Source organism: Streptococcus sp. SK140, from assembly GCF_000259525.1.
Lineage (GTDB): Bacteria > Bacillota > Bacilli > Lactobacillales > Streptococcaceae > Streptococcus.
The window spans coordinates 1-23,729 of sequence record NZ_AJML01000003.1; the positions used below are offsets into that span (position 1 = coordinate 1).

Sequence of the window (23,729 nt, forward strand, 5' to 3'; positions counted from 1 at the left end):
TGAACAGTTGATGTTACATCTTTCTTCCATTGATCTGTCTCAGGGTATTTAGGACTCTTTGGATCTTTTGGATTGATTGGATCTGTTGGTTTATGTGGATTATTTGGTCCAACTGGAGTTACATCGTGTTCTAGTCTAACTACGAATTCTTGTTCAATGTTTTCATCATCATCAAATTTCTTTTGATCTTCAGAGGCCTTTTTGAATCCATCGTCTACAAGTTTGTAACCTTTATTAACAAAATCAGCAATCTTAGCATCCGTTGAGTAGTTAATGGCTTCATCCGATTTACCAGAAACTTGATCTTTTGCTAACTCCTTATTATTAGCACTTGTATCAATGTATTTAATAATAGCTGATTGCATTGGTCGCTTATAGACAACGACTGTTTCGTATGTACCCAAATCAGACTTAGCTACAATATTGCGCCAATAAGTTTCTGAAACGGTACGTTTACCTGCTTGAGCTTCAATAAGCGTATCTGGTGCTTTGCTTGAATCATATGAAACAGAAACTGAATCAGCTTTAGCCCCAACTTCTAATCCTGGAACATTTGTTGATAGAATTTCTGGTTTATAGCCTTTGAGTTTTGGCGAAGCGATAGTACCATAATTATGGGTACCAGAATTTGTTCCGTCTTCTTTCCAGCCTGTATCAGCAATGTTATCTCCATCGATATCAGAAATGTGATACTTCGCTTTACTGTATGCTGCTAAGAATTCATCACCATTTCTAACGCTTGAATTTCTTAAAATATTTTCGAAACCTTCTTTGTCGATTGAGACATCCAAAGTACGGTTCCAATCTGATGACTGGATAACATCTTTAACTGGATTTCCGTCTTTGTCTAGTTTAACTGGAGTTCCATCTTCGTAGACATATTTGATGACATTTTTATGAACACCAGTCGGATTGATTTTCGAACCATTTGAAACCCAAATGTTTTGACGGTTATGACCAACAGGGTCAATACCATAGGTTCTATCTGTAGCACTTACCCCTCCAGAAGAAGATCCTGTTCGAACAGATGCAGCGTTAGCAGGTTGAATATCTGGTCTTCCACTTTGGAAACCAGCGATTGGCATTGAACCACCCTGGATATTAGTCCAAACAGAACTTTGTTTATCTTTAGTTTGGCTATCCCTACCATCTTTATTCATAGAATAGACGGTATAAGTTCCAACAGTAGAGCCACCGTTCCGACTAGCCGGACCGTTAAATTCTATTCTGTTTCTAGAAGCTTGGGATTTCTCTGAAATATAAAGGATGTTTCCGTGTCCGATATCCTGTGGGTTGTTCCCTTGAGGAATAGATACTGGTAATTTACCAGTAATTTCCCCTGCTGAGAGACCTTGTGAGTTTGTATATCTCATAAAGGATACATAAAGTGGGTTATTGAACTGGAAGACAGTATTCTTACTTGAACCCAAGGCTACGGAAATCAACTCCGCATAGTAGTTGGTATTATCGTCTCGGATATCTACGATAGAACCCTTATTAGCTTGGAAAAGTGGCTCAGACTTAGTACCATTCTGAGAACCAAGTGAAATGACATCATCCCAGTCATTGCTACCACGATTGTCCATTTGCACACGGAAAGTCGCAAAGTCATCTACTAAGATTTTACCATTTTCATTGAGGCCGATATAGTTGTAACCATCGTAACTACCCGAAGGTGCACCACCGTTCTTACCTTTACCATCTGAATGGAAGGTATTTGTCGAATGTTTACCAAAGGCTACTCTTGAATCATTACCGAAATCAAGTGCTACACCGCGTCCTCTATTTTCAAAGCGAACTTTTGAATTCTGACCTGTGACAAGTTCTGAGTTATTACCCATCATAATACCATCACGGCCGTTAAACTCAAATGTTCCTTCTTCGCCAATAAGAACTCGGCTAGGACCATTTTTACGACCAGTGTTAAGAGTACCGTATCCACCGAAACGATCCCTATCGGTAACTCCATCCCCTGGACGGTTTATACCAATTGAAATACCTTGTCCGATACTAGTATTTAAGATTAACTTAGAGCCTTTACCAGTTTCTACGGTACCACTATCAGCCATGAAAATACCAGCATTATGGTAGCGAGCACTATCAGTTTGGTTGCCAGTGTTCATATTGATAGTAAGACTACCATTATCTTTTACACTGACTTTAGCTCCGCTTTCAAGAGTAATAGCATCCCCTTGAGAAGAGCGATTAAGCGTTAAACTAGCTCCCTCAGCAACTGTTACAGATTTAGCATCGTGGATATTTGACTCACGACGTTGGTATGAACGGCCAGCAGCTCCAACATTGCGTTGTACGTGTTGTGTTTGACCATTTGCAGCTTGGTAACTATCGCTAACTGTTGAAGTTGTATTTCCTTTGATAACGACATTTGTGTTACCACCACCACCATAAAGTGATGAACCAACACTCGTTACATTTTCAAATGTAACTGTATTAGAGCCACTGGTTCTTGATAGTTCAATTGGACCTCTAGAGTTTGCTGAAGCAATCTTAAGATTTTTGAGGTTTAGTTCCCAGCTAGCTCCTGTCAACTCCAAAGTGTGTGACAAAAGTTCAAGACGAGCGTTTTCATTTTTACCTTGGATAGTAACTGGACGAGATGGTGCATTAATGGTAGTTCTACGGTCAACAGATCCTGCACGTCCATTGTCGGTATTACCATTATCACCTTGAGCTACGACATCACCATTTACAGTGATTTCGCTGACATTTCCATCCTCTAAGGCTGAAACAAACTCACTCCAATTTGATACTTCACGTTTATTTTCTGAAGTAGCTCGGCGTGTACGTGTTGAACGACGTGCTTCAGCTGGAGCTGGAGCTTTATCAGTAGACTTATCATCTTTGTCAGCAACTTCAGCTGGAGCTTTGTCAGTAGACTTATCGTCTTTTTCAGCGACTTCAGCTGGAGCTTTGTCAGTAGACTTATCGTCTTTTTCAGCGACTTCAGCTTTACCTTCAGTTGCTTTCGCCGTATCTTCACTTGATTCTTTAGCTGGTGTTTCTGACTTTTCAGATTTTGGACTCTCTGTTGCAAGTTTTTCAGAATCTGAAGAAACTTCAGCCTTTTCTGGTGTCTCAACAGCTTTTTCTGAAAGTGTAGCATTTGACTCAGAAGTTTCTGATGCTACAGTAGGCTTTTCAGCTACTGTAGGTTTTGATTCAGAAGTTTCTGGCACTGAAGATTCCGATGTACTAGTCGAACTATCTGGGCTAGCAGATACTACGGAAGTAGACAAAGTTTCTGAAATATTTGTCTCATCAGCGCTAGCGACTTGGCCACTCAAAAAGAAGGCGGTTCCTAAAAGAACAGACGCTAAACCAAAGCTATACTTACGTAAAGAAAAGCGTTGGCGTTCATTAAAATGATACTTCATTTTATTCTCCTTAAAATATTTGTATATTTTTACACATACTAGTATACCACTTCAAATTAATATTTCAACTATTTTTATATTTTAATTGTCTTTTATAACCAGTTATTTGTTGTCGGAATATTTTCATCCACTATAACTGTGGATTTTTTTGATAACAAAACTATTTTTTGTAAAATAAAAGATTTCTTGATACATTATTGCAAAAAACTTTATTATATACGACATGAATATTATAGAATGTATCACTTAGATAATCTTCCTAGTTCTTTAAAAACTTTAATCGAAACATTGTATGCCTGTTAATAGAATAAGTATTAAAAAATCGTAAAAACAAAATAAAATAGACCAGTTTTCCTGATCCATTTATTCTATAGTTATAAATTATATAGATACATTCTTAACTAAAAGTAAATCTTTTGAATGACTTTTGAAAAATAAACCTTACTTTCACTCCAATAGATTCATCTAGAAGTCCTCCTGCCCTACCAAGTGATGCTGAAAGGCATAGACTGCTGCCTGGGTGCGGTCGCTAACCTGAAGCTTTGCTAAAATGTTTGATACATGGGTTTTAACTGTCTTAAGGGAAATGAACAATTCATCGGCGATACGCTGATTTTCATAGCCCTTAGCGATTAATTGAAGGACATCTCGTTCACGCGCTGTCAGGTCTTCGTGTAGTTCAACATGATTGCGGTTGTATTCTACCTTCTTGCTCACCTCTTGTTCAATAGCTAGCTCTCCAGCCGCCACCTTACGAACAGCGTGTAACAATTCATCTGCGCTCGAAGTCTTAAGCATATATCCTCTAGCTCCAGCATTCAAAACCGGCATGATTTTTTCATTATCTAGGTAAGATGTCACAATCAAGATTTTTGCCTCTGGCCATTCTTTGAGAATAGCTAGTGTCGCATCAATCCCATTGACTTCTGGCATGACAATATCCATGACAATCACATCTGGACGAAGCTCCAAGGCCATAGAAATTCCTTCCGCACCATTGGTTGCTTCTCCTACAACCTCTACATCATCTTGTAATTCAAAATAACTTTTCAAACCAAGACGGACCATTTGGTGGTCATCTACCAATAATAGTTTCATCTTACTTCCTCTTATCTATCCAAATCAAGCAAGGGAATGCGGATATCCACTGCCAAACCTTGCTTGGGAGCTGTTAATAATTGTATAGTCCCAGCCATATCTTCCACTCGTTCTTTAATATTGCGTAAACCATAGCTTAATTCATCAACATCATCTAGCTGAAAACCACGACCATTGTCTGCTACCTTCAACTGTAATTCCGTTTCCGTTTGATAAAGGTAAACATCTAGACAGGAAGCTTGTGCATGCCGAAGGGTATTACTAATCAATTCTTGGACAATTCGAAAGACATGCTCCTCAATCTTTTTAGGTAGTTCGTATACCTGATATTTAAAGCTGACTTTGAGCTCACTTTTTTCTTCTAGCTCTTTGAGAAGTAGCTGAATCCCCTCCACCAAGCTTTTTTGTTCCAGTTCAATTGGTCGTAAATGCAAAAGAAGAATGCGCAAGTCTCTTTGAGCTGTCTCTAAAATGGCAGTCACACTTTGGAGTTGTGTTTGCATCTTCTCTCTGTCTAATTTGGAAGCTTGTTGGCTGAGCCCCGATAAAATCATATGAGCAGCAAAAATTTCTTGACTAACCGTATCATGCAAGTCACGTGCGATTCGCTTGCGCTCCTTTTCAACAATTTCTTCTTCTTTGACCAAGGCCTGATTATCTGCTTTTTGAATAGCTTCTGTTAACAAACCGAGCTTTCCTGACAAGTTTCTAAAACTTGCGTCTAAGTCAGTATCTCCCAGACTTTCAATATCTTTGCCAGCTAGCAGACGTTTGAGATTTGCTTGGATTCTTCTTTTTGAAATTTCATCAACAATTGTCCAGAATAGGACTAATAAAAAGGCTAGGGCAAAACTAAACATCAGGGCTAGAAAAAGGACTTTTTCTGTCTTTTCTAAATCTTGGAAGAGAGAAGTCCACTCTAAATCCAGAACCTTAAAAATGCTTCGAAAGAGAAAGGCAACAAAGAGAAACGAGGTGAAACCGATTAAAATATAAGGTTGTTTTTTCATCCTCGCACCACCTCAACATCTCCAACCATAGTTGTCAAAAGAATCTTAACACTCTTAGGACTCTTGAGATAATCCTTGGTTTCTTGATGAAATTGTTCATTGCGCAAAGCTCGCTTAGGCTGGTCAAAGAAGGTTAAATCTCCATACAAAGAATTAACACTGAGGCTGACTTCTACATCCACTGGTACGATAATTCTAGTCGTGCCGACTAGTTTTCTCAAGATGATGACATTATCATGATTGCTCAAAATCACACGTTCTAGATGAATGGTATCCTTCCCCATGAGACGAAAAAGATTGATATCATCAAAGCGGCAAGTCTGGTAGCTTGAGAAGTGATGAAGATTCCCAAACCAGCGATTTTTCTCCCTCTTTACTGTCACTACCTCTTCAAAAACCAGATTGGTATCTTCTCTTTCCTGGTTCATCATAGGGTAAAGCAAGAACAGGCTATATATCAAGGCCACAAAAATAGCTAGAATGACAAAGGGATTGAGCATGATGATAAAGAAAAATAGGATGCTCACTGCCACTAATATGAGGTTATTTCCCTGTCTTCCAGTGTAGTATCGAATCAGCAGTAAAAACAAGAGCAAGATCAGCAGAAAACGGGAAAAATGCTCTGATACCATCATAATCAGAGCTCCTGTTAATAAACAAGCTTCAATAAATAGAAAAATTTGAAATTTTCGCATGTATCCGTCCTCTCTATTTTATTGTATCACAAAACCAAAAAGTCACATCAGTCTGAGGAATGATAAAGAGACCAGGACCAAAATCCCGACCTCCTTATAGTTGATCTTTTGCTTCTTTTAATTTTCCGTAAAGGAGATAGTCGACCTCTTGCAAATCCTCGATTCTTTTACAATTAAGGGCACACATGATTAGACGTAGGTCTTCCTTCCAGCTTTCAACAATAGTAATAACGACATCCACTGGGTAGTTTTCAACTAACTCTAACATGGTGCGTGAAAGCCCAACTGCTTTGGCTCCAAAGACCAGGCATTTGATAATATCTAGTGGATTGCGCACCCCTCCACTTACCAAAAGGTCCATCTTGTCTTTCCAGTCTTGGGCATTTAGAAGGGTTTGCATGGTCGATTGCCCCCAATCATTGAGGTAGTCCCGTTGACCGCTACGACGATTTTCGATATAGGCAAAGCTAGTTCCCCCACGACCAGACAAATCAACTGTACGTATTCCTATCTCGTATGCCTTAGCAATAGTCTTAACATCCATACCAAAGCCGACTTCTTTTAAAACAAGAGGAACTGAGATTTGATCAGCATAATCTTTCAGATTACTTTGCCATAATCTAAATTGACGCTCACCTTCTGGCATGAGCAATTCCTGCATAACATTAACATGGACTTGCAAGAGAAGGGGATTCATCTCTTGGACCGTTTGTAGCCCCAGTTCAACAGGTTTATCCAAGCCAATATTGGTTCCAAGAAGGAGGTCAGGATGATTTGACTTCACGGAAAAAGAATCATCTGATGGATCCTTAAGTGCAGCGCTGTAAGAACCTGTCACAAATAAAATCCCACAAGCCTCTGCCACCTGAGCCAATTTTTGATTGATTTCTCTGCCCTTGTCACTACCGCCTGTCATGGCATTTATATAAAAAGGAAAGTCCCATTTGCGCCCTGCAAATTCTGTCGAAAGATCAATCTCATCGATGTCGTATAAGGGTAGTGAGGAGTGGATTAACTCCACCTCATCAAAACTATTATAAGTACTTTTTTGTTCAAGGGCATAGCGGATGTGTTCATCCTTCCGATTTGTCGTCATGTCCTATCCTTTCTTGATACAAGAGCTCAATCCCAAGATCAGCCCAGCGTTTTTTCAGTAATGTGGTCGAATCTTGGACAAAACTGAGGGCTATCCCACAGTCTCCACCACCAGCACCACTACTTTTAGCAACAGCTTTTAAGTTTCTGCTGGCATCTTTTAATTGTCTGAGAGAAGGTGTGTAAATATCTGAACTCAAGCCTTCTAAAAGTTGGCTGGCTTGTTCTAACAAGGCAATAATGGTTTCTTCTTGACCTGTCTGCAAAGCCTTTACCAAGTTAGCTACAGTTTCTTTTGAAGCCTGCAAAAAGCTAGCGTTCATATTATTCTTGATTTGCTTGACCATATGACTAGACACAGCTACTTCCTTGGTCCAACCCACCAGAAAATCAAATTTCAAGGCTGGTTCAACATTCCTAATAGAAAAGCCCCAATCATGTGCCAATACACTTGGCAAGTCTTCCTTTTCTAACCATTGTGCAACTGTTTCTCGATTAAAAGACTGATAGAGGACTAGGTCTTCTGAAACGATACAGGCGATGTCTCCCATAGAGCCATTGTCTCCACGTTTGAGAAGAACTGCACTCGCCAGTTTAAACAAGAGGTCTCTTTCAGCTGTTCTTTCATAGAAAACAAGCATAGCCTTGATAACCAAAACAACGACACTACCACTAGAACCTAGGCCAAACTTCTTACCTTCACGTTCCATTTTCCCACGAATCTCTAAGGAAAATGGCTGCAAGTCAACCCCTTGATTAGTCAGATACTCCTCCACCAAAGCAACTGTTTCTTGAATCAAGGCATAGGAAGAATCCGGTCGCATGTCCACACCATAGGTAAACATATCTGAGTAGAGTCGATAAGTATCAGATGCTGTAATCTCAGCCGTCATATAGATGGGTATAGCCTTTATTAGTGCCAACTGTCCTGGTTCTAAGATGGCATACTCACCAGCCCAATAGAGCTTCCCACAAGTTTTAACAATCGTCATCTTGGCTCAAATCCTTTGTCTTTGAAACGATTAAGCGATAGCGTTGACCTAAGAGTTCTGATAGATGTTCCAAGTCTTTTTCTAAACAAAGAACCTTTACATTAGGCCCCGCATCCATAGTAAAGTAGCAAGATTCACCTTGTTCTCTAAGCTGACGAACAAAATCCATAGCCTCATAACTCGCATCCGTCAGGTAAGAGAAGGATGGAGTTGCAGTTTTTGTAGTAGCATGCATTGCGAGAGCGTTCTTCTCTGTCAATTCTCCAACTTTTTTAAAGTCATTTTCCTTGAGGTAGACCAACATATCCTTGTAGTCTTGTTCAGACTGACGAATCCACTCATCAAATGTTGTCGAAGTTTCCACACAGAGTTTCATACCATCCCGACTAGAGATTGGTTTTTTCTGGTCTTCCAAGACCAACATGATCATAGCTAGTTTCAAGTCAGTCTCGACTGGATAAATCTCTCCACTATCCTTGTCCCAAGCTGCTAAGGGGCCATAAAAACTACGAGATGAAGAACCCGATGCAAATTTAGCTTCTAAGGCCAACTCTTTACGATCTAATCCTAATTGGAAGTAAGCATTGCAGGCTTTGACCAGGGCAGATAAGCCACTGGAACTTGAAGAAAGACCTGCCGCTGTTGGCATATTGTTCTTGGTATCGATACGAACAAAACCTGCTCCTTCAGGACGGTAGCTGTCAATGATTTTACTCATTTTGACATGCTCAGCTTCGTTTTGCAACTGACCATTGATGTAAAACTCATCTGACCTAGCATCTGCTGGCAAAGGTGAAAGTGTCGTCTCCGTATACATATTTTCTAAGGTTAGAGAGATACTGCTAGTCGCAGGAACCATCTCTTTTTCTGCTTTCTTACCCCAATATTTGATAATAGCAATATTGGCATAGGAACGTACTGTTACAGGCTTTCGATCCATGTCTGAACAGCTCCTTTCTCTTCTAATCTTTCTGCGAGTTCTTGTGCTTGACTGACATTAGCAGCCAAGGCAATGATACAGCCACCTAGACCACCACCACTCATCTTGGCACCTAGAGCACCATGTTCAAGGGCAGTTTCAACCAAGGCATCTGCCTCAGGGCTACTAACTCCGATTTCTTTTAGATTTCCATGAGCTTTGGTTAGAATTTCTCCCAGCTTCACGGCATCTTTTGTTTTTATCGCTTCTTCTGCTTCTTGGGTCAACTCTCCTAGCGCATGCAAGAAAGGTAAGGCATTCTTGCCCTTGCTCTCAACAACTTGGATAGCTTCACGAGTATGTCCATAAACTCCAGTATCTGCAATAACCAGATAAGCTGACAAATCCATGGTTAATTCTTCAAAACCAACATTCTTGATAAAACGAATAGGCTGGTCACTAAGACAAGTCTTGGCATCTAAACCACTAGGATTCATATGGGCAATCATCTCCGCCCGATTAACCAAAATTTCTAATACATCATGCGGAAGTTCCGCTTGGTAATAATCAAATACTGCTCGAATGGCTGCAATGCTAATGGCTGCTGAAGACCCCATTCCCCGCTTTTCCGGAATAGCCGAGTCAATTTGACAACGGATGCAAGCATCTTTGATATTTAGATACTCGAGAGAAGCATACACAGCCATAGACAAGGTGTCCTCTTCAAAAAGACGCCATGGTGTCGCTGCTGGAACCACCCGACAAGTCACTTCAACCTCTAAAAGAGGCAAAGAAATGGCTGGGTAGCCATAAACCACTGCATGCTCTCCGATTAAGATAATTTTACTATGTGCCTGACCGACACCAACTTCTTTTGTCATTTAATCCTACTATCAGACGAAAAGCGTCTTTTTCTAGATAAAATTTTAGAACTTTATTCCTTTCTATTTTATTATATTTTCACAAAAAAAGCGATTGTTTCCTTTCACAATCGCTTGTTTTCATTATTGTACCCACTCGCCATTATAATTAACGTAGTAGCCACCTACTGTAGTATTCACAGCTAAGGCACCTGAACTATAGGCATAGTACCATTTACCATTAACTTGGAACCAGCCTGTCACCATAGCTCCTGACGACCGAAGATAATACCAAGTATTACCGACATAAATCCAGCCAGTTTTCATATCACCGTTTTGAGCATCTAAATAATACCAAGTTGAACCATCTAGATACCAACCTGTCGCCATAGCACCTGATGAACGGAGATAATACCACTTATTACCAAGATATTGCCAACCAGTTTGCATTGCAGCAGTTGTTGGATCAAGATAGTACCAAGTTGAATTGTCGTTAATCCAGCCAGCACGTCTTTCTCCACCAAGGTAGTCTTTTCCTGAAGAACCTGTTTTTGCTAGGTAATACCAGTTAGACTGATCATAAAGCCAACCTGTTTTTAATGAGTGATCTTGATCAAAGTAGTAGTTTGCTAATTTAAGAACTTCTGGGCCTTCAAAGCCTTCACCATGCTTTTTGCCAACAGTTAACGAATACTTAGCCTCTAATTGTTGCCAGCCAACAAACTCTTGTAGTACGCCATCTTTATCAAAATAGTACCACTTGTGTTGAAGACCGATTTCATTAACTGGTTGGCTATCTAATAAATCATCACGATAACCTGTTCCAGGAATTTCTATATATTGCCAGCCAACTACCATTTCTCCTTTATCACCAAAATAGTAAGTTTTACCGTCTATTTTATGCCAATAGATTGCTTTATGGTCATCTTTTATATAATATTTTCTATTGTCCTTATCGACAAACTGTCCACCTGTAGTGTCCGCAAATACTGTACTAGTTGCTAACAGACTAAAGAAGAAGACTGCTAGACCGACTTGCATCATTTTTTTCAAAAATTTCATTCTTTTATCCTCCAAAATGATTATAGCAAATGTCTTTGCTTTCGTCAATATATTAAGTTTAAACCAACAAGAATCTACTCAAAGTTTGCTTTGAACTTGAAGTTAAGACTGATCAATTTGTTTAAAAAATAAACTGATAGACAGCACAGCCAAGCCTCATGAAATTTTCGATAAAGATGTTCGTTTATTTAAAGATCAAAAAAGCAGTTACACAACTGCAACTGCTTTCTATTCCTGCATGGTATAACCAACACCACGCACTGTTTTGATGTAGCTCTTTTGACCTTTGACATCAATCTTGCTCCGTAGATATCGGATATAGACATCTACGATATTGGTCTCTGTAGCACTTTCATACTTCCAGACGCTCTCTAGCAATTGTTCACGAGTTAAGACTTTCTTACTGCCCATGAGTGTAGCTAAGAGGTCATATTCACGACGAGTGAGAGCAATCATTTCATCGCCACGATAGACTGTATGGTGTTCAACATCCATACGCAGATTACGATAAGCTGTCGGAACTTTCATCTGACTACAGTGTTGGTCGATGAAATCTCGACCTCGGAAGATAGCTGAAATACGACTGACCAAATCATCAATAATGATTGGTTTATAGATGTATGAAACAGCGAAACGCTGGATTGTTTCAAGTTGGTCTTGCAATTCTTCTCGATGGTCCAAGATCATGATCACCGCAGCTGGCTTGGTTCGACTCAACTTATCTGCAAAATCCTGGGCTGTCATATCCCCTAGATGAGCATTCAGTAAAATCAAGTCATAGTCTGTCTGAAGAGCCATGGAGAGGGCTTTTTGTCCCTCTTCTACCTGATCAACTCGGTATTGCTCTTTTTGGAGTTCCAGACTTAAAAAATGAGCTAGATTTCTTTCTTTCTCAAGTAATAAAATCCGTTTCCCCATGGCTGGCCTACTTATTTTTCGTCATACCAAGAGTAGTGGAAGGTTCCTTCTTTGTCTTTACGTTGGTAAGTGTGGGCACCAAAGTAGTCACGTTGCGCTTGGATCAAATTAGCTGGAAGATCAGCTGAACGGTAGCTATCAAAGTAAGTAATAGCTGCTGAGAATGTTGGTACTGGTACTCCAGCTTGAACAGCAAGAGCTACAATATCACGAACAGATTGTTGGTACTTAGCAGTTACGTCCAAGAAGTACTCATCCAAAAGAAGGTTAGCAAGATCTGCATCACGGTTGTATGCATCTGTGATCTTTTGCAAGAAACGTGAACGGATGATACATCCATCACGCCAGATAGAAGCGATATCTGCAAATGGCAAGTTCCAGTTGTTTTCTTTAGAAGCTACACGCAATTGAGCAAAACCTTGTGCGTATGAGATGATTTTTGAGAAGTAAAGGGCTTGGCGGATTTTTTCAATCAACTCAGCCTTATCTCCTTCAAATTTGAAAGCAGCTGGTTTTGGAAGCACCTTGCTAGCATGTACACGCTCTTCTTTGTAAGTAGAGATGTAACGAGCAAATACTGACTCAGTAATGAGTGACAATGGCACACCAAGGTCAAGCGCTGATTGGCTAGTCCATTTACCAGTTCCTTTGTTACCTGCAGCATCAAGAATGTAGTCTACGATTGGTCCATTTTGACCTTCATCGTCTTTGCGTCCAAGGATATCAGCTGTAATTTCAATCAAGTAGCTGTCCAATTCACCCTTGTTCCACTCAGTAAAGATTTCAGCCATATCTTCTGCAGAAAGACCAAGCAAGTGTTGCATAAGATCGTAGCTTTCTGCGATCAATTGCATATCACCGTACTCGATACCATTGTGGACCATTTTCACATAGTGACCAGCTCCATCAGGACCGATGTAGGTCACACATGGTTTTCCATCTTCTGGTGCTTTAGCTGAGATTTCTTCAAGAACATCAGCCACCAAGTCGTAAGCTTCTTTTTGTCCACCAGGCATGATAGAAGGACCTTCAAGGGCACCTTTTTCACCACCAGATACACCAGTACCGATAAAGTTGATACCTGAGTTCGCCAATTCTTCATTACGACGGATGGTATCTTTATAGAAAGTGTTTCCTCCGTCGATCAAAATATCACCTTTATCCAAGTGTGGAAGAAGGGCTTGAATCGTCGCATCTGTACCAGGTCCTGCTTGAACCATAAGCATGATACGACGTGGTTTTTCAATTGAATTTACGAAGCTTTCGATATCATAGCTTGGCACGAAGTTTTTATCAGGATGGCAAGCAATCACATCTTCAGTTTTTTCTTTACTACGGTTATAAATAGCAACTGTATAACCACGGGATTCAATATTAAGGGCAAGGTTACGACCCATTACGGCCATACCAACAACACCAAAGTTAGCTTTTGTCATGTGACACTCCTCTTGTTTAATATGTTTTATTTTATCATGTTTATCTGTGAAAAGAAAGAATTTTGTAACAATTTGACTAGTAGTCTAAATCATCCGCATGTCCAGAACCATTCCCTACAAAGTAACCTGTCTTACAATTAATGGTAAAGAGATAGGTACCATCTGGTTTATAAAGATTATAGTAGCCATTACCATTAACAATATTCACAGGTTCCAAAATATATTGGTTGCCTATAATGTAGCCACGCGCACGCGAAGTCTCAAGAATTCGTTCAAGGACACCATCTGCAAAAGTCCAAGCAGGATTACTACTATCACTAACAGCAGCTTGATTGTACGGTACTCGACTGACACTTCTTTGTAGGTTCACACCATTGCTTGCTAGTCCACTATTAAGGATATTATTTGCTGAGGCTGTTTCACCCGCTGAAGTTGATGCATTAGCAGAACTACTAGCATTGCTTTCAGTTGCTGAGTTTGACTCTGTTTGACTTGATGAACTTGATTGACTACTGCTAGAGCTTGTAGAACTTGAAAGTTGACTCTTACCGAGACTAATAGCCTTATCTAGCAGTTTATCAATTTCAGTATTCCCAGTCTTAACTTCGGTAAATTTAGCATCTGCCTTTACTTTAGCATTTGTATCTAGAACACCATCTGTAATCGCTGGTGTTTCAAATTGAGCATTTACATCTTGTACTGCCTTGATTTGTGTTTCAAGGCTATCATATTTTGATTTGGCAAGAGTATGTTCTTTAGCACCCTCAAGTTTATCTAATAGCTCTTTGAGCTGACTCAATTGACTAAACTGACTATTTTTTAGGGCAGTTTTATTCTCATCAGTATAAAAAGTGTCATAGAGACTGTTAAATTGATCGAGTATTGCTTGATTGCTTACCAAACCAGCATCAGATGACTGAGACTGAATTTCTTGAGAAGAACGAGTAATTTGACGATAAACGTAGTAGCTACCCCCAATAATCAAGACAACAATCGCTAAAAGAGCTGACAAGATGACCCACAGTTTTTTGCGTTGTGGCTCATCCTCTTCTTGAAGAGAGCGAGCTAGAATTGGGGTTTCTTCCTGTGAAGTTTCCTCATTTTCTACCTGTTCTGGTTCAAATACTTCCTCTACAAGATTTTTATCCATAACTAAAGTTTCTTCTAGTGGCGAAAGGAAAACTTCTTCAGTTGCTACTCCCTCTTCTTCAGCAAACTTTTCTGATTCAGAGACTTCTTCTACCGGTTCCACCTCTTCTTCAATCGTTTCTTTGGCGTCTTGGATCAAATCATCGAGACTTTGAAGTTCCTCTTTCTTTGCCTGAATGTTTGTAAATTTGTCAGCTTCGATTTCTTCACGGTGTTGTTTGATGTATTTGTCCAAAATCGTATCATCAGGAGTTACTCCCGCTTCAATTTCTTCATTTTTTCGAATAACTTGTCCAACTGTCAGATCCTTAGCTTCCTCAAAATCAAACTGAGGTTCTTGGGAGGTTTTCTCAGGTTCTAACAATTCTTCTTTTTTATCCTTCTGATCCATGGCAGCTCCTTTCTAATCTGTCAAATTTCTTTTGACACGTTGACCAAAATATTGATATAGATCAACTTTCAAAGTACCGTTGTAGAGTTTTCGTTTTTTGTCCGCCTGACTACCATATTTGCTTTCAAAGGCTTCATCACTTGTCAGGATAAACTTACTCCAAGTTTTGAGAGGTTCAAAAACCTCACCCATTTCAGCATAAAGTTTAGTTACTCCTGCATCATCTGACAGACGTTCACCATATGGTGGATTAGAGATAATGACTCCATTAATCTTATCCGTACGCAAATCCTGTACGCGCATCTGTTTAAAGAGAATATCTCCAGATACTCCTGCTGCCTGGGCATTGGCTTTGGCAATTTCCACCATACGACCATCGATATCACAACCCATAATATCCAGTTCAATCTCTCGATCTATCTGCTTGCTTGCCTCAGTTCTGACTTCTTGAATCAATCGATCACTGACCCAGTTCCATTCTTCAAAGGCAAAGGAACGACGCAAACCTGGTGCCATCTTACGCGCAATCATAGCCGCCTCAATACAGAATGTTCCCGAACCACAGGTTGGATCAATCAAAGGCTTATCAGGGTACCAGTTAGAAAGTTGCAAAATCGCAGCTGCCATATTCTCCTTGATTGGAGCACCACCTTTTTCAGTACGATAACCACGTTTAAAGAGACTTGAGCCAGTTGTATCAATCATAACAGTCGCTATATCTTTCAAAATAGAAACTTCAATCTTGAACTCTGGACCATTCTCCATCAGGGGAACACCTTCTGGTCGTGCATAGTGTTTTTGTAGTTTCTTAACAACTGCCTTTTTAGAAATTGCCTGCACACTTGGTTCATTGTGTAATTTTGACTTAACACACTTAGCCTTGGCAATTGGGAAACGTGCTCCAAGTGGGAGATAGTTCTCCCAATCTAGAGCAAAAACTCCTTGGAAGAGTTCTTCAAATGTTTTTGCAGGAAAAGTTCCCACAACGATTTTGATTCTATCCGCAGCTCTTAGCCACAGGTTGGTTTGGATAATCGCTTTAACATCACCTTGAAAACGAACACGCCCATTTTCAACTTGACAATCATAACCCAAATCTCTCACTTCACGTCCAATTACAGCTTCCAAACCCGCAGCAGCAGTCGCAATTAAATTAAATGTTGTTTTCATTTCAGTCTTTTATAGACCTTTCTTTATTCACTTTAAAAAATGAGGTTGAGAAATATGTCTCAGCCCCAACCTATATGCAATTTTCTATAAGCCATGTTTTGTTCCAGAAGTGACTAGGACCACTTCCTTCGATAATCATCTGTCTACCACTAGCAGCTCTAGCTGCTAGCAGTCAGAGTACTACGTTCGTTTCCGCGCACTCCATGCCCCGACCAAAATTTGGGTTGCTAGCTTGAGGGGTTTACCGCGTTCCACTCTCTCTGTTTCCAGAGAGACTCCGTCACTGTGGCACTTTCAAGTCTACTCTGACATATCCTAAGACTTAGCCATTTCAACTGCCGTAACGATTTCTCGTCCCTAGGCTTATGGTTTCGCCTAGCACAAACACTACAGGCATCACAGCCTGTGCTAGCATGGACTTTCCTCATGAAAAGAAACTCTCTTCACGCGATTATCCAAAAATTGCACAACAGAAGTATTCTTAGAAATCAGAATTATCCATGATTTGTTTGCCAAATACTTCTTTTTCAAGACGATTCAAACGTTTCAAAATATCAAAGTTTGTCATAGAAGTTGTACTTCCAAGCTCTGCTGGTTCAGAAGCTACTGGAGTCACTTGAGGTTTTTTCGCCAATTCCTCTTTCAACTCTGCAATTTCTAAACGGAGTGACTTTACTAATGCTGCATAAGTTTCATAATCCTTGATGACATCATCCAAGAACTCATCAACCTCTGCTTTACTATATCCACGTACTTCTCTTCCAAAATCCTGCTCAAAAATATCTTTTGCTGTAAAAATAATACTTGCCATGTCTCTCTCCATTCTCAGTTGCTAGTATTATTATATAAAAAAAGGCAAACAAAAAGCAAGGTCAAAGGCTCAATTTTCGGAAAAATTTTCAGCTACTTCGTTTAATTCCTCAAATGTTAATCTTTTTGTAATATAGTTGTCTTTCTTTTTCATCAGTTCGTAAAAATACTTCAGTTTTGTTTCATTTTCTTCATCATAAAAAAGATAGGCACCATCTGTATTTTCAAGTAAGAAAAGTTGATAGTCTCGTAATTGACCCTTGTGTTCATAGTTCGGATAGGCGTATTTTACAAAATCAACTTGTTTAAATTCACTAAGTTTAACCTGATTTCCCTCATTCCAGTTTTCCCCATGAGTCTCAAAATCAAAGATAGTCGCAAGTTGGAAACCAAAGTCATCTTTCATATCTCTGGCCACCTCTAAAACCCAGTGTTCAAATCCCAGTGTTCCCGTAAACACCAACCATTTCAATCCTTCGTCTGCCATTTTTTCCAAATCTCTACGAATGGCTTTTTTAATAATTTTTAAACGAATATCTTTGTCATTAAACAATCCTAAATCAAAGCTAGAATAGCCTAAAATCAAGGCTGTATGCATTTTTTCACCCTTTCTGTGCACCTTTATGGTATAATAGAGTGATGTTATTGTACCAATAAGGAGAATTATGGTCAACTATCCTCATAAACTTTCATCAAAAAAAAAACAACAAGTCACCTCACAAACTAAAAATTTCGCAAATCGTGGGATGACCTTTGAAAAGATGATCAATGCTACAAACGATTATTATCTGACACACGGTTTAGCTGTTATCCATAAGAAACCAACTCCTGTTCAGATTGTCCGCGTAGACTATCCTCAGCGTAGTCGTGCTAAGATTGTTGAAGCTTATTTTAGACAAGCATCGACTACCGATTATTCTGGAGTTTATGAAGGGTTTTACATCGATTTCGAAGCCAAGGAAACCAAGCAAAAACGTGCGATTCCGATGAAGAACTTCCATCCTCATCAGATTCGGCATATGGAACAAGTCCTTGAACAAAAAGGAATTTGCTTTGTCCTTCTTCATTTTTCTTCTTATCAAGAAACGTATTTATTGCCGGCACTTGACCTCATCCGTTTTTATCATCAGGATATGGGAAAAAAGTCAATGCCGCTTGACTATATCAAAGAATTCGGTTATGTGATTGAGCAGTCTGCTTTTCCACAAATTCCTTACCTTGATACAGTCAAACAACATTTACTAGGTGGTAAAACAATATGAACAAACAAACTGTCTTACGCATCGCTAAATACCTCGGCATTGGTGTGATTAGCTTATTTATCGCAGCTTTCCTGCTTGGTGGTGGTGTCTTTCTTTACTATGCAAACAAGGCTCCTGAACTTTCCGAGAGCAAACTTGTTGCAACTACATCCAGTAAAATTTATGATAGCAAAAATGAACTAATCGCAGATTTAGGTTCGGAACGTCGTGTTAATGCTCAAAGTAGTGATATTCCTACTGATCTTGTCAATGCGATTGTCTCTATCGAGGATCACCGTTTCTTTAACCACAGAGGAATTGATAGCATTCGTATAGCAGGAGCATTCCTTCGTAACCTTCGAAGCAATAGTGGTCTTCAAGGTGGATCAACTTTGACTCAGCAGTTAATTAAATTAACTTACTTTTCAACATCGACAGCTGATCAAACCCTATCCCGTAAAGTTCAAGAAGCTTGGTTAGCTATCCAGCTAGAGCGAACTGCAACTAAGCAAGAAATATTGACCTATTACGTCAATAAGGTTTACATGTCAAATGGTAACTATGGTATGCAGACAGCTGCGGAAAACTATTATGGTAAGGACCTCAAAGACTTATCCATTCCTCAGCTAGCACTCTTAGCAGGTATGCCACAGGCTCCAAACCAATACGATCCTTATTCTAACCCTGAAGCAGCCCTTGAAAGACGGAACCTCGTTTTGTCAGAAATGCAAAGACAAGGTTACCTTACAGCCGAACAATATGAAACAGCAATCAATACTCCAATCACAGATGGACTTCAAAGTCTAAAATCTATTAATAGCTATCCACAGTACATGGATAACTATCTTAAAGAGGTTATTGATCAAGTGGAGCAAGAAACAGGTTATAATCTATTAACAACAGGTATGGAAGTCTATACCAACGTCGACCAAGAGGTACAAAAACACCTTTGGGACGTCTATAATACTGATCAATACGTAAACTATCCTGATGATGATATCCAAGCAGCCTCTACTATCATTGATGTATCAAATGGTAAAGTTATTGCCCAACTCGGGTCTCGTCACCAAGCTAGCAATGTATCCTTTGGTACTAACCAAGCAGTGGAAACAAACCGTGACTGGGGTTCAACTATGAAACCAATTACGGACTATGCACCTGCACTTGAGTACGATATCTATGACTCAACTGCTTATATGCTTAAGGATGTACCATATAACTTCCCAGGTACTAGCACTCCAGTCTACAACTGGGATCGTGGCTATTATGGTAACATCACTCTTCAAACTGCTATCCAACAATCTCGTAACGTACCAGCAGTCGAAACTCTCGATAGAGTTGGACTTGATAAAGCCAAAAAATTCTTAAACGGACTTGGCATTGATTATCCAACCATGGTATATGCAAACGCAATTTCAAGTAATACGACTGAATCAGGTAAACAGTACGGTGCAAGTAGTGAAAAAATGGCTGCCGCCTATGCTGCATTTGCTAACGGTGGTATCTATCACAAACCAATGTATATCAACAAAGTTGTCTTTAGTGACGGTAGTTCAAAAGAGTTTTCTGATCAAGGTACTCGTGCTATGAAAGAAACAACCGCCTATATGATGACAGAAATGATGAAAACAGTATTATACTCTGGTACAGGTCGAGACGCTTACATTTCATGGCTTCCACAAGCAGGTAAAACTGGTACATCAAACTACACTGATGAAGAGATTGAAAACCACATTAAAACAAGTCAATTTGTTGCTCCGGATGAAATGTTTGTTGGTTATACCCGTAAATATTCAATGGCAGTCTGGACCGGTTACTCAAACCGTCTTACTCCAATCATTGGTGACGGCTTTACTGTTGCCACTAGTATCTATCGTTCTATGATGCAGTATCTAGCAGAGGACGATCATCCTGGTGACTGGACAATGCCAGAAGGACTTTATAGAAGCGGTGATTACGTCTTCAAGAATGGGGCACGTAGCAACTGGATTCCACAGTCAACTCAAGCAAGTTCGACAACAGAGAGCTCTAGCTCAAGTTCAACTTCATCAACTGAAAGTGAAAGCTCTTCAAACGAAAATACGAATGGCACTACTAATCCAAATGCAACGCAACCAAACTCATCTGTAAATTCTCAACAACAAAATCAACCCCAACAAAATCCACGAAGACAGCAATAAAATATAGAAAAAACTGAGAATAACACCTCAGTTTTTTTCTATATAGTTTATATCAAACTTTTTAAAAATATGTAGAGAAACAACTGAACAGGTTAAATACCTCAATCGCTACCTTATCCCAAACACATAATAAATAGTCGGGAAAACTGTTTAATATTATAGATAAAAGATACCTTATTTTTATGTAGTTTATCTATGAACAGGGGCGTGACTTAGAAAGTCTAATCTACTACTTCAATGCAGGGATTAAACCAATAATCAACATGCTAAACTAGAGTCTCAGGAAGGGTATCAAAAGGCCAGACTTTTTGTCCGGCCTCTTTTTTATTATTTCACATGATTTGCAAGGTCTTCTTGCGCTTTTTTATTAGATTCTTCTTTTTCTTTCTTCCATTTATCTTGAGCTTTTTGATATTCATCAGCAGTTACTGGCTTATCTTGAAGTTCAAGGTATTTGTACAAGAGTGCTTCACTTGTTCCCTTGTTACCTGAGTAAGCAAATGGAAGTGTGAATGGCACCATCTTAGACAACATTGGACGTCCAGTTTGAGAAGTTGTTGGAATAATCAAAGCACTATCTGTCAACCAAGCTTGGGCTGCAGCATATTTATCATAACGTTTTGAAACGTCAGTGTCTTCATTTCCAGCTTCAACAACCATCTTTTCGTAATCTTCCAAACCAACTTGTTTGGCAGCAGCGTTATTTGTACCAGAATCAAATCCTAGGTAAGTCTTAGTATTTTCACCTACAGATGGTTTGATGATATCAAGGTATGTAGATGGGTCGATGTAGTCTGGAGACCAACCAACATTATCTGAAAGGTCCCAATCTTCACCAGCAGCCGTTTCAGCAAAGTAAGTAACATTGAGGACTTCATCTTTTTGTAGTTGTTGGATATCAATAACGACATTGTCAGTTCCTAATGTTGCTTCAAGCGATTGTTTCAATGATTGAACACGTTGAACTTTTGTAGTATTGGTTTGGTCAACAGGCATATCCAAATGGATTGGGAATTGAACACCTTCCGCTTGGAGAGCTGTCTTAGCCTTAGCAAATTCTGCTTTTGCTTTTTCAGGATTGTAAAGACCGTCTTGAGCATCGTCTAGATTAACATCTTTCCACTCATCACCATAGGTAACTAATTTTTCCTTAACTAACTCTCCAAAGTTTTTACCATCAGCTTGAACAAATGTTGGTGGTACGAACAAGTTACGAAGGAGTTTGCTTGCTCCACTTTCTCCATTAACTTGAGAAGCATATGCTGTTCTATCAAAACCAAAAGCAATAGCCTGACGGAAGTCTTTGTTAAGAAGAGCTTTCTTAGTTGAAGTCTTTTGCTCGTCTGTAGTCTTAGAAGTATATTTGTAAGACTGACGGTCAATATTTGTACCAACTAAGAAGGTTGAAGAATCTTGTGGTGTATAAACGATATTGTCTTTAAACTCTTTTTCAAGTTCAGAGTAGCTTCCACTTGTTGGGAAGAGACGAGCCATTGAGAAACCACCATCTTTAAATGTTTCTGCAAGTTTGTTATTGTCTTGACCATCCCAGAATGAAAGTTTTACTTTATCAATATGAACATTGTCCTTATCCCAGTAGTTTGGATTCTTTTCAAATTCTACTGAAGATTTTGCTACTAATGATTTTAACAAGAAAGGACCATTATAAAGGATACTGCTTGGATCAGTTGCTTTAGCAAAGTCACTTCCTTTAGAAGTAAGGAATTCTTCATTGACTGGTGCAAGAATTCCCATGGTTGTCTTAGAGTTCCAGAAGCTTTCTGGTTTGTTCAAAGTGTATTGAACTGTTTGATCATCTACAGCCTTGATTCCAACTTCTGAGAAGTCTTTAACTTCACCTTTTACATAAGCATCAAGACCTTTAATAGATTCTTGAACAAGATAAAGGGCTTCTGACTTATTATCAGCCGCATATTTAAGACCTGTTACAAAGTCTTGCGCTTTCACCGGCGCATACTCTTCGCCTTCAGAAGTATACCACTTAGCATCCTTACGGATTGTGTAAGTGTAAGTTAACCCGTCTTTAGACACTGACCAATCTTCTGCCAAAGATGGCACGAAGTTACCGTAGCGGTCATTCTCCATCAAACCGTCAATAACATTACTTGTGATATTTGCAACCGCAGCCTTACCAGTTGTCAAATAGTTTAGGCTGTCTGGGTCAGTTTCATAAACATAAGAAAAAGTTTTCTCACCTTTTGCACTAGAGCCTGAACCTGAACAAGCTGCCAAAACACCTGACGCTAACAGAGTCACTCCTGCTAGGGCCATTACTTTTGAAAATTTCATAATAAACTCCTTTATGACTTTTTATACATTATAGTCCCTTTTTTGCTAAGTGTCAATACAATTTTCAGAATTTTTCAAATTGAATTGAAAATAATTGCCATTTTAAAATTATTTTTTACAGTCAGTCACTTTTTTGGCATTCATATTTGAAAAATCTCTTTGTTAGCAGTTTTCAAGTAAATCTTTATGATATAATGAAAGGAGAAAATTGAAAGGAAATACCATGTCAAAAGAAGTTATTGTTGAAAGTTTTGAACTGGATCACACCATTGTTAAAGCACCTTATGTCCGTTTAATCGGAGAAGAAACAGGTCCTAAGGGAGATATCATTTCTAACTTTGATATCCGCTTGGTTCAACCAAATGAAGACTCTATCCCGACTGCTGGCCTTCATACTATTGAGCACCTCTTGGCTAAGCTCATCCGTACTCGCATTGATGGTATGATTGATTGTTCCCCATTTGGTTGTCGTACAGGTTTCCATATGATTATGTGGGGACGTCATACTAGCGCAGAAATCGCTACTGTCATCAAGGATTCATTAAAGGAAATCGCTGAAACAACAACTTGGGAAGATGTCCCAGGAACAACCATTGAGTCTTGTGGTAACTACAAGGATCATAGCCTTTTCTCTGCTAAGGAATGGGCAAAATTGATTCTTGAACAAGGAATTTCAGACGATGCCTTTGAGCGTCATGTCATTTAACATAAAAGAACCAGTTTTTTCAACTGGTTCCTTTTTTTATTCTCAAAACCTTGATTTAAGCTTTTTCACGAATGACCAAGACACCATCTTCCATGTCGGCTTCAAGGTGTTTAGCATCAAGATTATCCAAGTGGAAGTCTGTTACTTTGTCACGGATTTGTTGTTCAACTACTCGACGGAGTGGACGAACACCCATGACTTCATCATAACCTTCTTCAGTCATGTATTCTTTAGCTGCATCGCTCACTGCCAAGTCGATTTCTTTCTTAGCAAGTGTCTTATTGACATCAAC

General features: G+C 39.4%; 19 protein-coding genes, 1 other RNA gene and 1 pseudogene. 3 read left to right on the forward strand and 18 right to left on the reverse strand.

Annotated elements, in window-relative coordinates; genetic code table 11:
* The 16 genes from HMPREF1116_RS03020 to HMPREF1116_RS03090 all read right to left on the reverse strand — a co-directional run.
* On the reverse strand, positions 1 to 3,395 hold a 3,395-nt coding region (locus tag HMPREF1116_RS03020; protein WP_000873705.1), incomplete at its 3' end, for a mucin-binding protein.
* Between the two features lie 465 nt (positions 3,396 to 3,860).
* On the reverse strand, positions 3,861 to 4,493 hold the full coding sequence (locus HMPREF1116_RS03025) for a response regulator transcription factor (RefSeq protein ID WP_000771495.1): 633 nt from the start codon (positions 4,491 to 4,493) through the stop codon (positions 3,861 to 3,863).
* Positions 4,494 to 4,504: 11 nt separating this feature from the next.
* Entirely contained in the window at positions 4,505 to 5,503 is a 999-nt protein-coding gene (locus tag HMPREF1116_RS03030; RefSeq protein WP_000744656.1) for a sensor histidine kinase, read from the reverse strand.
* Entirely contained in the window at positions 5,500 to 6,198 is a 699-nt protein-coding gene (gene liaF, locus HMPREF1116_RS03035; protein WP_001224942.1) for a cell wall-active antibiotics response protein LiaF, read from the reverse strand. The genes HMPREF1116_RS03030 and liaF overlap by 4 nt, the downstream gene beginning before the upstream one ends.
* Before the next feature lie 94 nt (positions 6,199 to 6,292).
* Positions 6,293 to 7,294, reverse strand: a complete 1,002-nt coding sequence (gene fni, locus HMPREF1116_RS03040) for a type 2 isopentenyl-diphosphate Delta-isomerase (protein WP_000210665.1) — start codon at positions 7,292 to 7,294, stop codon at positions 6,293 to 6,295.
* On the reverse strand, positions 7,272 to 8,285 hold the full coding sequence (locus HMPREF1116_RS03045; RefSeq protein ID WP_000156998.1) for a phosphomevalonate kinase: 1,014 nt from the start codon (positions 8,283 to 8,285) through the stop codon (positions 7,272 to 7,274). Before HMPREF1116_RS03045 ends, fni begins: the two co-directional genes overlap by 23 nt.
* Positions 8,272 to 9,225, reverse strand: coding sequence for a diphosphomevalonate decarboxylase (mvaD, locus tag HMPREF1116_RS03050; RefSeq protein ID WP_000375362.1), 954 nt, complete (start codon positions 9,223 to 9,225; stop codon positions 8,272 to 8,274). The genes HMPREF1116_RS03045 and mvaD overlap by 14 nt, the downstream gene beginning before the upstream one ends.
* Entirely contained in the window at positions 9,207 to 10,085 is an 879-nt protein-coding gene (gene mvk / locus HMPREF1116_RS03055) for a mevalonate kinase (protein ID WP_000159876.1), read from the reverse strand. Before mvk ends, mvaD begins: the two co-directional genes overlap by 19 nt.
* A gap of 123 nt (positions 10,086 to 10,208) precedes the next feature.
* Positions 10,209 to 11,126: an N-acetylmuramoyl-L-alanine amidase family protein gene (locus HMPREF1116_RS03060; RefSeq protein ID WP_000670355.1), complete on the reverse strand. Its 918-nt coding sequence runs from the start codon at positions 11,124 to 11,126 to the stop codon at positions 10,209 to 10,211.
* 228 nt (positions 11,127 to 11,354) lie between these two features.
* Positions 11,355 to 12,044: a response regulator transcription factor gene (locus HMPREF1116_RS03065; protein ID WP_000518023.1), complete on the reverse strand. Its 690-nt coding sequence runs from the start codon at positions 12,042 to 12,044 to the stop codon at positions 11,355 to 11,357.
* 11 nt (positions 12,045 to 12,055) lie between these two features.
* Positions 12,056 to 13,480, reverse strand: coding sequence for an NADP-dependent phosphogluconate dehydrogenase (gene gndA, locus HMPREF1116_RS03070; RefSeq protein ID WP_000158757.1), 1,425 nt, complete (start codon positions 13,478 to 13,480; stop codon positions 12,056 to 12,058).
* A 76-nt stretch (positions 13,481 to 13,556) separates the two neighbouring features.
* A complete protein-coding gene (gene mapZ, locus HMPREF1116_RS03075) occupies positions 13,557 to 15,020 on the reverse strand; it encodes a cell division site-positioning protein MapZ (protein ID WP_000372146.1) in 1,464 nt (487 codons plus the stop codon).
* A gap of 12 nt (positions 15,021 to 15,032) precedes the next feature.
* Positions 15,033 to 16,190: a THUMP domain-containing class I SAM-dependent RNA methyltransferase gene (locus HMPREF1116_RS03080; RefSeq protein ID WP_000858704.1), complete on the reverse strand. Its 1,158-nt coding sequence runs from the start codon at positions 16,188 to 16,190 to the stop codon at positions 15,033 to 15,035.
* 82 nt (positions 16,191 to 16,272) lie between these two features.
* Positions 16,273 to 16,653, reverse strand: an RNA gene (gene rnpB, locus HMPREF1116_RS11755) — RNase P RNA component class B.
* Positions 16,654 to 16,671: 18 nt separating this feature from the next.
* Positions 16,672 to 17,001, reverse strand: coding sequence for a cell division regulator GpsB (gene gpsB, locus HMPREF1116_RS03085; protein ID WP_000146538.1), 330 nt, complete (start codon positions 16,999 to 17,001; stop codon positions 16,672 to 16,674).
* 69 nt (positions 17,002 to 17,070) lie between these two features.
* A complete protein-coding gene (locus HMPREF1116_RS03090; protein ID WP_000556610.1) occupies positions 17,071 to 17,598 on the reverse strand; it encodes a DUF1273 domain-containing protein in 528 nt (175 codons plus the stop codon).
* 67 nt (positions 17,599 to 17,665) lie between these two features.
* On the opposite strand from HMPREF1116_RS03090, the gene recU reads away from it, so the two are divergent.
* Entirely contained in the window at positions 17,666 to 18,262 is a 597-nt protein-coding gene (recU, locus tag HMPREF1116_RS03095) for a Holliday junction resolvase RecU (RefSeq protein ID WP_000248770.1), read from the forward strand.
* The gene (pbp1a, locus tag HMPREF1116_RS03100) at positions 18,259 to 20,421 is read left to right on the forward strand and encodes a penicillin-binding protein PBP1A (protein WP_001041873.1); all 2,163 of its coding nucleotides are present in this window, start codon (positions 18,259 to 18,261) and stop codon (positions 20,419 to 20,421) included. The genes recU and pbp1a overlap by 4 nt, the downstream gene beginning before the upstream one ends.
* A 327-nt stretch (positions 20,422 to 20,748) precedes the next feature.
* On the opposite strand, the gene HMPREF1116_RS03105 is transcribed toward pbp1a, so the two are convergent.
* The gene (locus HMPREF1116_RS03105; protein WP_000672677.1) at positions 20,749 to 22,731 is read right to left on the reverse strand and encodes a peptide ABC transporter substrate-binding protein; all 1,983 of its coding nucleotides are present in this window, start codon (positions 22,729 to 22,731) and stop codon (positions 20,749 to 20,751) included.
* Between the two features lie 223 nt (positions 22,732 to 22,954).
* Between HMPREF1116_RS03105 and HMPREF1116_RS03110 the strand changes: the two genes are divergently transcribed.
* Positions 22,955 to 23,437: an S-ribosylhomocysteine lyase gene (locus HMPREF1116_RS03110; RefSeq protein WP_000032545.1), complete on the forward strand. Its 483-nt coding sequence runs from the start codon at positions 22,955 to 22,957 to the stop codon at positions 23,435 to 23,437.
* Positions 23,438 to 23,492: 55 nt separating this feature from the next.
* Here HMPREF1116_RS03110 and HMPREF1116_RS03115 read toward each other — a convergent pair.
* Positions 23,493 to 23,729, reverse strand: a pseudogene (locus HMPREF1116_RS03115) (ATP-dependent Clp protease ATP-binding subunit); the annotation flags it as partial.

What these genes read in the sequence shown, in the direction of transcription:
- HMPREF1116_RS03025 (WP_000771495.1), bottom strand. Translation starts at nt 4,493, where the DNA reads ATGAAACTATTATTGGTAGATGACCACCAAATGGTCCGTCTTGGTTTG.
- HMPREF1116_RS03030 (WP_000744656.1), bottom strand. Translation starts at nt 5,503, where the DNA reads ATGAAAAAACAACCTTATATTTTAATCGGTTTCACCTCGTTTCTCTTT.
- liaF (WP_001224942.1), bottom strand. Translation starts at nt 6,198, where the DNA reads ATGCGAAAATTTCAAATTTTTCTATTTATTGAAGCTTGTTTATTAACA.
- fni (WP_000210665.1), bottom strand. Translation starts at nt 7,294, where the DNA reads ATGACGACAAATCGGAAGGATGAACACATCCGCTATGCCCTTGAACAA.
- HMPREF1116_RS03045 (WP_000156998.1), bottom strand. Translation starts at nt 8,285, where the DNA reads ATGACGATTGTTAAAACTTGTGGGAAGCTCTATTGGGCTGGTGAGTAT.
- mvaD (WP_000375362.1), bottom strand. Translation starts at nt 9,225, where the DNA reads ATGGATCGAAAGCCTGTAACAGTACGTTCCTATGCCAATATTGCTATT.
- mvk (WP_000159876.1), bottom strand. Translation starts at nt 10,085, where the DNA reads ATGACAAAAGAAGTTGGTGTCGGTCAGGCACATAGTAAAATTATCTTA.
- HMPREF1116_RS03060 (WP_000670355.1), bottom strand. Translation starts at nt 11,126, where the DNA reads ATGAAATTTTTGAAAAAAATGATGCAAGTCGGTCTAGCAGTCTTCTTC.
- HMPREF1116_RS03065 (WP_000518023.1), bottom strand. Translation starts at nt 12,044, where the DNA reads ATGGGGAAACGGATTTTATTACTTGAGAAAGAAAGAAATCTAGCTCAT.
- gndA (WP_000158757.1), bottom strand. Translation starts at nt 13,480, where the DNA reads ATGACAAAAGCTAACTTTGGTGTTGTTGGTATGGCCGTAATGGGTCGT.
- mapZ (WP_000372146.1), bottom strand. Translation starts at nt 15,020, where the DNA reads ATGGATCAGAAGGATAAAAAAGAAGAATTGTTAGAACCTGAGAAAACC.
- HMPREF1116_RS03080 (WP_000858704.1), bottom strand. Translation starts at nt 16,190, where the DNA reads ATGAAAACAACATTTAATTTAATTGCGACTGCTGCTGCGGGTTTGGAA.
- gpsB (WP_000146538.1), bottom strand. Translation starts at nt 17,001, where the DNA reads ATGGCAAGTATTATTTTTACAGCAAAAGATATTTTTGAGCAGGATTTT.
- HMPREF1116_RS03090 (WP_000556610.1), bottom strand. Translation starts at nt 17,598, where the DNA reads ATGCATACAGCCTTGATTTTAGGCTATTCTAGCTTTGATTTAGGATTG.
- recU (WP_000248770.1), top strand. Translation starts at nt 17,666, where the DNA reads ATGGTCAACTATCCTCATAAACTTTCATCAAAAAAAAAACAACAAGTC.
- pbp1a (WP_001041873.1), top strand. Translation starts at nt 18,259, where the DNA reads ATGAACAAACAAACTGTCTTACGCATCGCTAAATACCTCGGCATTGGT.
- HMPREF1116_RS03105 (WP_000672677.1), bottom strand. Translation starts at nt 22,731, where the DNA reads ATGAAATTTTCAAAAGTAATGGCCCTAGCAGGAGTGACTCTGTTAGCG.
- HMPREF1116_RS03110 (WP_000032545.1), top strand. Translation starts at nt 22,955, where the DNA reads ATGTCAAAAGAAGTTATTGTTGAAAGTTTTGAACTGGATCACACCATT.